The 8,321-nt window shown below is 70.2% G+C and carries 6 protein-coding genes; all 6 read right to left on the bottom strand.

Going from position 1 to position 8,321, the window contains the following annotated elements:
• Nucleotides 1-179 precede the first annotated feature (179 nt).
• The gene (locus tag ACZ69Q_RS38455; RefSeq protein ID WP_471051554.1) at nt 180-794 is read right to left on the bottom strand and encodes a hypothetical protein; all 615 of its coding nucleotides are present in this window, start codon (nt 792-794) and stop codon (nt 180-182) included.
• The gene (locus ACZ69Q_RS38450) at nt 779-1,801 is read right to left on the bottom strand and encodes a ParA family protein (RefSeq protein ID WP_471051551.1); all 1,023 of its coding nucleotides are present in this window, start codon (nt 1,799-1,801) and stop codon (nt 779-781) included. Before ACZ69Q_RS38450 ends, ACZ69Q_RS38455 begins: the two co-directional genes overlap by 16 nt.
• 516 nt (nt 1,802-2,317) lie before the next feature.
• Nucleotides 2,318-3,442: an alanine dehydrogenase gene (gene ald / locus ACZ69Q_RS38445; RefSeq protein WP_380854002.1), complete on the bottom strand. Its 1,125-nt coding sequence runs from the start codon at nt 3,440-3,442 to the stop codon at nt 2,318-2,320.
• A gap of 135 nt (nt 3,443-3,577) precedes the next feature.
• The gene (locus tag ACZ69Q_RS38440; RefSeq protein WP_471051548.1) at nt 3,578-5,665 is read right to left on the bottom strand and encodes a tetratricopeptide repeat protein; all 2,088 of its coding nucleotides are present in this window, start codon (nt 5,663-5,665) and stop codon (nt 3,578-3,580) included.
• A 233-nt stretch (nt 5,666-5,898) separates the two neighbouring features.
• A complete protein-coding gene (locus ACZ69Q_RS38435; RefSeq protein ID WP_471051545.1) occupies nt 5,899-6,525 on the bottom strand; it encodes an NUDIX domain-containing protein in 627 nt (208 codons plus the stop codon).
• Between the two features lie 82 nt (nt 6,526-6,607).
• The gene (locus tag ACZ69Q_RS38430; RefSeq protein WP_471051542.1) at nt 6,608-8,257 is read right to left on the bottom strand and encodes a CTP synthase; all 1,650 of its coding nucleotides are present in this window, start codon (nt 8,255-8,257) and stop codon (nt 6,608-6,610) included.
• Nucleotides 8,258-8,321 lie beyond the last annotated feature (64 nt).

Genomic DNA, 8,321 nt, shown 5'->3' with positions numbered 1-8,321 from the left:
ACCACGACCTCGGAAACCCCAGGAAACTCCGGCTCCGGCTCCGGCTCCGCAGGAACGGGAACCGGCACGGACACCGGCGTCGCTCCCGGCCCCCGTCCCAGCGCGCGCCGGCGGCCGCCGGAGGCACCGGCACCGCTGGCGGGAACGTCGTTCGAGGTCATAGCCCCCGCAGGCTACCGCTACCGCCCGCGAAGCCGTCGTACGAGGATGCTGGCGTCGCCCCGGCTCTCCAGATCCGCGAGGACCACGGCCACCGCCTCGCGGACGATCCGCCCGCGGTCCACGGCCAGCCCGTGCTCACCGCGGAGCACCAGACGGGCGTGCTCCAGATCCATGAGCTCCTCGGCGGAGACATACACGGTGATCTTCTCGTCGTGGCGTTCGCGGCCACTGGGCCGGCGCGAGGCAGAGCGCCCGCGCTTGCGCGGCGCGGAGGCGGGTGCACCGGAGGCGGCGGAGCCGCCACCGGCACTCACGGAGGCCCCGGCAGAACCTTCCTGCGCCGGCTGCCGACGCGGGGAACGCTCCGCGGCGGCGGACCGGCTGCGCGACTCACCGGCGTCGGCCGACTCCGCGTCGGCCGCCACATGTTCCGCGCCGTCGCCGTCACCACCCTGTGCGGGCACCGACTGCGGCGCGTCGTCCACGGCCGCGGCCGAGTCACTCTCCCCCGCGGGAGCCGGCACCCGGGCCTCGCCGTTGGCGGGGCGCCGGGGAGTGGACGGCTGGAGCGCCATACCCCCTGTCGTGCGGAACAGTTCGTCGGCCCCCGGCAGACTCACTCGGCGTGACACCGGGCGAGCACCTCCCTGGCGAGCTGGCGATAGGCGGCGGCACCGACGGAGTTGGAGGCGTAGGTGGTGATCGGCTCGCCGGCGACCGTGGTCTCCGGGAAGCGGACCGTGCGCCCGATGACCGTGTGGTAGACGTGGTCGTCGAACGCCTCGACCACGCGCGCGAGCACCTCACGGCTGTGCACCGTGCGCGAGTCGTACATCGTGGCGAGGATCCCGTCGAGCTCCAGCTCCGGGTTGAGCCGCTCCTGGACCTTCTCGATGGTCTCGGTCAGCAGCGCCACACCACGCAGCGCGAAGAACTCGCACTCCAACGGCACGATCACCTTGTGGGCGGCCGTCAGCGCGTTGACCGTGAGCAGGCCGAGCGAGGGCTGACAGTCGATCACGATGAAGTCGTAGTCGGGCAGCAGCGGCTTCAGGGCGCGCTGGAGCGTCGACTCGCGCGCGACCTCGCTCACGAGCTGGACCTCTGCGGCCGACAGGTCGATGTTGCTGGGCAGCAGGTCCATGTTGGGGACCGCCGTCTTTAGGAGCACCTCGTCCGCCGACATGCCCCGCTCCATGAGCAGGTTGTAGACGGTGAGGTCGAGCTCCATCGGGTTGACGCCGAGGCCGACCGAGAGCGCGCCCTGAGGGTCGAAGTCGACGAGCAGCACCCGGCGTCCGTATTCCGCGAGCGCGGCACCCAGGTTGATGGTCGACGTCGTCTTGCCGACGCCGCCCTTCTGGTTGCACATCGCGATGATCTTCGCGGGACCGTGGTCGGTCAGCGGACCCGGGATCGGGAAGTACGGCAGCGGACGCCCGGTCGGACCGATGCGCTCACGGCGCTGCCTGGCAGCGTCGGGCGCGAGGGTGGCCGCGTACTCGGGGTCGGGCTCGTACTCCGCGTCGGGGTCGTAGAAGTGCCCTTCGGGCAGTTCGTCGTAGTCGGCGAGGTGGTTGTGGGGCGCGCCACTTCCGTCGCCGGCCATGGCGTTCACGTGATGGCCATCCATGCTCATGTGTGCTGGCAGAGTCACCCTTGAGGGGGCCTGGTGACCCTGGTGGGCTGCGAAGGTGCGCACCGCGACGGAGCCGACAGCCTCGAACCCCGCGGGACCCTGGCCCCGTACCGGCGTTCCTGGTTGACCACCCCCGGGAGAAAATGTCGACTCATTCACAAGTCGTCTTACCTCCTTGGTGACCAGGAAACTTCTAGACAGGTCAGCGTGGCACCATGCCGACGGTTGGCGACTCTATGGCGTGTCGGGCGTCCGCAGCAACACAATCCGCCGGACCGGGCAGATGTGTCGACAATGAAACATCCCGCTGTCAAGGGCGTACGGCCGTCGCACAGCAGGTTTCACCGGTGTGCGAATCGGTCGAAGCGTTGCGTTCGAGGCGAGTTGACCGAGAGTCGCAAAGTGACCATACACACATCCGGCCGGACCTTTTCGGGCAAGGTCCGGCCGGGTGCGTACGGTTGACGACTTGTGTTGACGTATCGCCTTTACCAGAAAGTGACTTAGGCGATCAGCTCAGCCGAGCAGCGTCTCGAGCTCCACGTGCTCCAGGCCGTGCGCCTCCGCGACCTCGCGGTAAACCACCTTGCCGTCATGCGTGTTGAGGCCCTTGGCCAGCGCGGCGTCGCGGCGCAGCGCCTCGACCCAGCCGCGGTTGGCCAGCTCGACGATGTACGGCAGCGTCGCGTTGGTGAGCGCGTAGGTGGAGGTGTTGGGCACCGCGCCCGGCATGTTGGCGACGCAGTAGAAGACCGACTCGTGGACCGGGAAGGTCGGCTCGGCGTGCGTGGTGGGACGCGAGTCCTCGAAGCAACCGCCCTGGTCGATCGCGATGTCGACAAGGACACTTCCCGGCTTCATGCGCGACACGAGCTCGTTGGTGACCAGCTTCGGGGCCTTGGCGCCCGGGATGAGGACGGCGCCGATGACGAGGTCCGCCTCCAGGCAGGCCTTCTCCAGCTCCAGGGTGTTGGAGACGACGGTCTGGATCTTCGTACCGAAGATCTTGTCCGCCTCCTTGAGCTTGTTGATGTCCTTGTCGAGCAGGGTCACGTGGAAGCCCATGCCGATGGCGATCTGCGCGGCGTTCCAGCCGGAGACACCGCCGCCGATGACGACGGCCCGGCCGGCGAGCACGCCGGGGACGCCGCCGGGCAGCACACCGCGGCCGCCGTTGGCGCGCATCAGGTGGTAGGCGCCGACCTGCGGGGCCAGGCGGCCCGCGACCTCGGACATCGGGGCGAGCAGCGGCAGGGCCCGGGAGGGCAGCTCGACAGTCTCGTACGCGATGGCCGTGGTGCCGGACTCGATGAGGGCGTCCGTGCACTCCTTGGAGGCGGCCAGGTGCAGGTAGGTGAAGAGCGTCTGGTCCTTGCGGAGGCGGTGGTACTCCTCGGCGATCGGCTCCTTGACCTTCAGCAGCAGGTCGGCGGTGGCCCACACCTCGTCCGCGGTGGGCAGGATCTGGGCACCGGCGGCGACGTACTCGCTGTCCGGGATCGACGAGCCGACACCGGCGCCCTGCTCGATGACGACCTGGTGGCCATGGCGCACCAGCTCCAGCACGCCGGCGGGGGTGATGGCCACCCGGAACTCGTTGTTCTTGACCTCGCGGGGGATGCCGACCTTCACGTCGATCACGGTCCTTGGCTCAGAGGATGTGGGGGCATTGCAACACATACCCAGGCATGCAGGGCACACCGGGAGACACCGCAGGAGAAGGTGCGGCAGAGCCAGTCTAATGAAGGTGTTCCTGCTGTCTAGCCTTTCATTGCATCAATCTTCGATGGATGCACTACGGATTTCGCAGGCGTTAGGGTCTGGTTCCGGCTCGATTACCTCTTGTCGGGGCCCCGACTCGGCCGCATCGGAGTCCTCGGGCTCCTCTCCCAGCATCCGCTCGGCGGCACCCCGGTGCAGCTCCGCGGCCGCCGGATCGCCCAGACGGTCCAGGGTGTCGGCGAGCCGCAGATACAGCGCGCCCTGGAGCCGCGAGTCCTCGGCGCGCCGCGCCCAGTCCACCGCCTCCTGGCAGGTACGCAGCGACTCCTCCAGCCGCCCGGCGTACTCCTGGACCCGGGCCAGCTCGCTCAACGCCCGTGCGTGGCCCCCGACATCACCGTTCTTGCGGTGCCCGGCGACCGCGGCCCGCCAGTTGCGCTGCGCCTCGCCGTACCGGCCCGCGTAGGTGTGCGCCTCGGCGATACGGCCGTACAGCCGGGCGGCGTCCGCCCCCTCGGCGCGGGCCTGCCGCTGGGCCAGGGCGCGGCCGAACCAGTCGGCGGCCCGGTCGTAGTCCCCGAGCTCCAGATGCGCGCCGCCTACGGATTCCATCGCGCGGCCGGTCGCGTACGGGTCATTTCCTTCCCGTCCGGCGTCCAGCGCGGCCCGGAAACGCACCAGCGCCTCGCGGGTGCGCCCCGTGCGGACGTCGAGGTCGCCGAGGTTCAAAAGGGCCGCGGCCTGCTCGCGGGGCAGGTTGCGGCGCTGGGCCACGTCGAGGACCAGAGCGTGCACGTCGTACAGGTCGGGGGCGGCGGCCCGGGTGCCGAAGTGCGCGACCATCGCCCTGACGAGCTGGGACATCAGCCGTCTGGCGAGGGTGTCCAGCTCCCCGTCGGCGACCGCGGCACGGGCCGAGGCCATCAGGGCGGGCCTGCGGATGCTGAGCCAGTCGGCGGCGGCCCGGGGGTTGGGGAAGCGCAGGGCGCGGGGCATGCCGAGGAGCTTCTGCCGGGTCTCGGGGCTGTCGGTCTCGGTGATCGCCCGGCAGGACTGCAACAGCCGTACGGTCCGCTCCAGCATCCGGGCGCGGGCGAGCTGGAGCTCGGCGGGGCGGTCCTGGGTCTCGGTGAGGGCCGTGAGCAGCGGGTGCAGACAGGCCGGGACCTCGTACTGGGGCAGCGGCGAGTCGACGGCGTGCAGCAGGCCGAGGGCGACGAAGTCGTCCAGCGTGGTGTGGGCGCCGTCCACCGAGGAACCGGCGAGCGCGGAGGCGGTGTGCGGGTCGATCAGGCCGCCGGGGGCGAGGGAGAGCAGCCGCAGTATGCGGGCGGCGGGGGTCGGCAGGCCGGCGTAGGCGAGCCGGAAGACCCGGCTGAGCGGGGTGCCGTCCTCGCCCTCGGCCCGTAGTTGCTTGGCGAGGTCGGCGACCGCCGATTTGGGCCGGGCGGCGAGCCAGCCGCCCGCCAGCCGGAGTGCGGCTGGCTGTCCCTGGCACACCTCGACCAGGCCCTCGGCGGCCCGTGGGTCGACGGTGATGCGGACCGAGCCGGCGTGCCGGGACAGCAGCTCCACGGCCGACTTGGTGTCGAGGCCGCCGAGCGTGCAGGGCCGGACGTCCGAGATCCCGGTCAGCGGGCCGCCGGAGACGGCGACGGCCAGGCATTCCGGGGTGTCCGGCAGCAAGGCGTCGACCTGGCCGGCCTCGGCGGCGTCGTCGAGCAGCAGCAGGACCCGGCGGTCGGCGAGGGCCTCGCGCAGTGCCGCCGTGAGGTCGTCCTCGGGGGCGCCGGGCGGGGTGGGCCGGTCCAGGGCGGTCAGCAGCAGGCGGGCGGTGCGCCCGACGGGGACGGGGGTGCCGTCGGGGTCGGTCAGACGGGCGCGCAGCACACCGTCCGGGTAGCGGTCCGCCACCTGCCGTACGAGTTCCTCGGCGAGTGCGGTGCGGCCCGAGCCCGGGCGGCCCGCGATGAGCAGCACGCGCGCGCGTGGTGCCTTTCGGCCGGAGAGGGTGTCCAGTCCTGCGCGCTCGATGTCGGCGCGCAGTTCCTTCAACTCGCGGGTGCGGCCCAGGAATTGGATCGCATCGGAGGTCTGTGCCGACACCTGCACGCCGCCTGTGTCCACCACCTGATCCGTCACGGGCCACACTCCCGTCCCACGCACGCGCAAGCCCGCCGGGACTCCGGTTCGGGCGTATTCAGAGCCTAGTTCACGCTCTGCTACGTTCCGGGCGGAGCGTGGCGGGCATGGCGGGACGTCGCCCGATCGGATCAGCAGATCGTAGGACTCGGGGTCGAACAGCGCCGGCAGAAGGGGCGCGGGGAACCGCGCGACAAGCCACAACGGCGCCGCACGCGAACAAAGCCCCCGGCCTACACCTCGAACGGCCTCGCAGGCCAAGGCGCCCCCGCCGGACGCAACCCGTCAAGCCCGCCGGAGGCACGCGCGGCGACCAGCGACAGCACGCCCACGACAAGGCAGTTGTTGTGCAGCTCGCCCGCGAGCACACCCCGCACCAGCTCGTCGACCGGCACCCGCGCGTGCTCCATGTCGGCCTCCTCGTCCTCCACTTCGAAGCGCTTCCCGTCCGCCTCGGACAGATTCCGGGCGAGGAAGATCCGTACGGCCTCGTCACAGCCGCCGGCGGTGGTGTAGACGTCCGTCAGCACCCGCCAGTCCTCGGCCTTGACGTGCGCCTCCTCGTACAGCTCGCGCTGGGCAGCGTGCAGCGGGTTCTCGCCGGGGATGTCGAGCAGGCCGGCCGGGATCTCCCACAGCTTCTGGCGCACCGGGTGGCGGTACTGCTTGATGAGCAGGACCCGGTCCTGGTCATCAAGGGCGAGGACGGCCACGGAGCCGGGGTGGACCTGGTAGTCGCGCCGGACGACCGAACCGTCGGGCATGACCACGTCGTCCGTGCGGACGGAGGTCTTGTTGCCCACGAAGGGGGTGTCCGTCGCCCGGATCTCCCACTCCTCGGGGGTGTCCTTGATCGTCATGCCCTGCCCTTCCACGTGCGCAAAGAAAACCGGGGCGCCAACCTTTGAAGGTTTGCACCCCGGCCACCGTACAACTCTCGTGTTACTTCGAATTCTTGCGCTCGACCGAGGCCTTCACGAGGCCGGCGAACAGCGGGTGCGGGCGCGTCGGACGCGAGCGCAGCTCCGGGTGCGCCTGCGTGGCCACCAGGTAGGGGTGGACCTCGCGCGGGTACTCCACGTACTCGACGAGCTTGCCGTCCGGCGACGTGCCGGAGAACAGGATGCCCGCCTTCTTCTCCAGCTCCGCCCGGTAGGCGTTGTTGACCTCGTAGCGGTGACGGTGCCGCTCCTCGACGTACTCCTTGCCGTCGTACACCTCGCGCACGATGGAGCCCTCGGCCAGCTTGGCCGGGTACATGCCCAGCCGCATGGTGCCGCCCATGTCACCCTCACCGGCGACGATGTCGAGCTGCTCGGCCATGGTGGAGATGACCGGGTGGGAGGTCGCCGGGTCGAACTCGGTGGAGTTGGCGTCGGAGATGTCGGCGAGGTTGCGGGCCGCCTCCACGACGATGCACTGCAGGCCAAGGCACAGGCCCAGCAGCGGGATCTTGTTCTCGCGGGCGTACTTGATCGCGCCGACCTTGCCGAGCACACCGCGGTCGCCGAAGCCGCCCGGAATGCAGATGCCGTCCACGTCGGCGAGCTGCTGCTTGGCGCCGGCCGGGGTCTTGCAGTCGTCGGAGGTGACCCACTTGATCTTCACGCGGGCCTTGTTGGCGAAGCCGCCCGCGCGCAGCGCCTCGGTGACCGAGAGGTAGGCGTCGGGCAGGTCGATGTACTTGCCGACCAGCGCGAGGGTGATCTCGTGGTCGGGGTTGTGGACGCGGTCGAGCAGGTCGTCCCAGGTCGTCCAGTCCACGTCGCGGAACGGCAGGTCCAGCTTGCGGACGACGTAGGCGTCCAGGCCCTCGCCGTGCACGGTCTTGGGGATGTCGTAGATGGAGCGGGCGTCGGGGCAGGCGACCACGGCCGCTTCGTCGACGTCGCACATCAGGGAGATCTTCCGCTTGATCGCGGTGGGCACCTCGCGGTCGCAGCGCAGCACGATCGCGTCTGGCTGGATACCGATGTTGCGCAGAGCCGCAACCGAGTGCTGGGTCGGCTTCGTCTTCAGCTCTCCCGAGGGGCCGATGTACGGCAGGAGCGAGATGTGGACGACGAAGACGTTGTCACGACCGACCTCGTGACGGACCTGGCGGACGGTCTCCAGGAACGGCAGCGACTCGATGTCGCCGACCGTGCCGCCGACCTCCGTGATCACCACGTCGACCTCGTCCGTCGCCATGCGGCGGATGCGGTGCTTGATCTCGTTGGTGATGTGCGGGATGACCTGCACGGTGTCGCCGAGGTACTCGCCGCGCCGCTCCTTGGCGATCACGGTCGAGTACACCTGGCCGGTGGTGACGTTCGCGGAACCGTCGAGGTCACGGTCGAGGAACCGCTCGTAGTGGCCGATGTCCAGGTCGGTCTCGGCGCCGTCGTTGGTGACGAACACCTCGCCGTGCTGGAAGGGGTTCATCGTGCCAGGGTCGACATTGAGGTACGGGTCCAGCTTCTGCATCACCACGCGCAGGCCGCGGGCCTTGAGCAGCATGCCGAGGCTGGAGGCCGTCAGGCCCTTGCCGAGCGAGGAGGCGACACCCCCGGTGACGAAGATGTGCTTGGTCGTCGTGGATTTTGGCGTCATGGCCAAGAGGGGGCTCCCGTGGTCGCGGTCTGTCATGCGGTGCGGCTGCCTGACCGGAGATTCC

The organism is Streptomyces sp. NPDC036764 (assembly GCF_055609385.1).
This window is presented reverse-complemented; position numbering and strand designations above follow the sequence as displayed.

Bases quoted from the DNA above. Each gene is read 5' to 3' on its own strand.
- ACZ69Q_RS38450 (WP_471051551.1), bottom strand. From the start codon at position 1,801: ATGAGCATGGATGGCCATCACGTGAACGCCATGGCCGGCGACGGAAGT.
- ACZ69Q_RS38435 (WP_471051545.1), bottom strand. From the start codon at position 6,525: ATGACGATCAAGGACACCCCCGAGGAGTGGGAGATCCGGGCGACGGAC.
- ACZ69Q_RS38430 (WP_471051542.1), bottom strand. From the start codon at position 8,257: ATGACGCCAAAATCCACGACGACCAAGCACATCTTCGTCACCGGGGGT.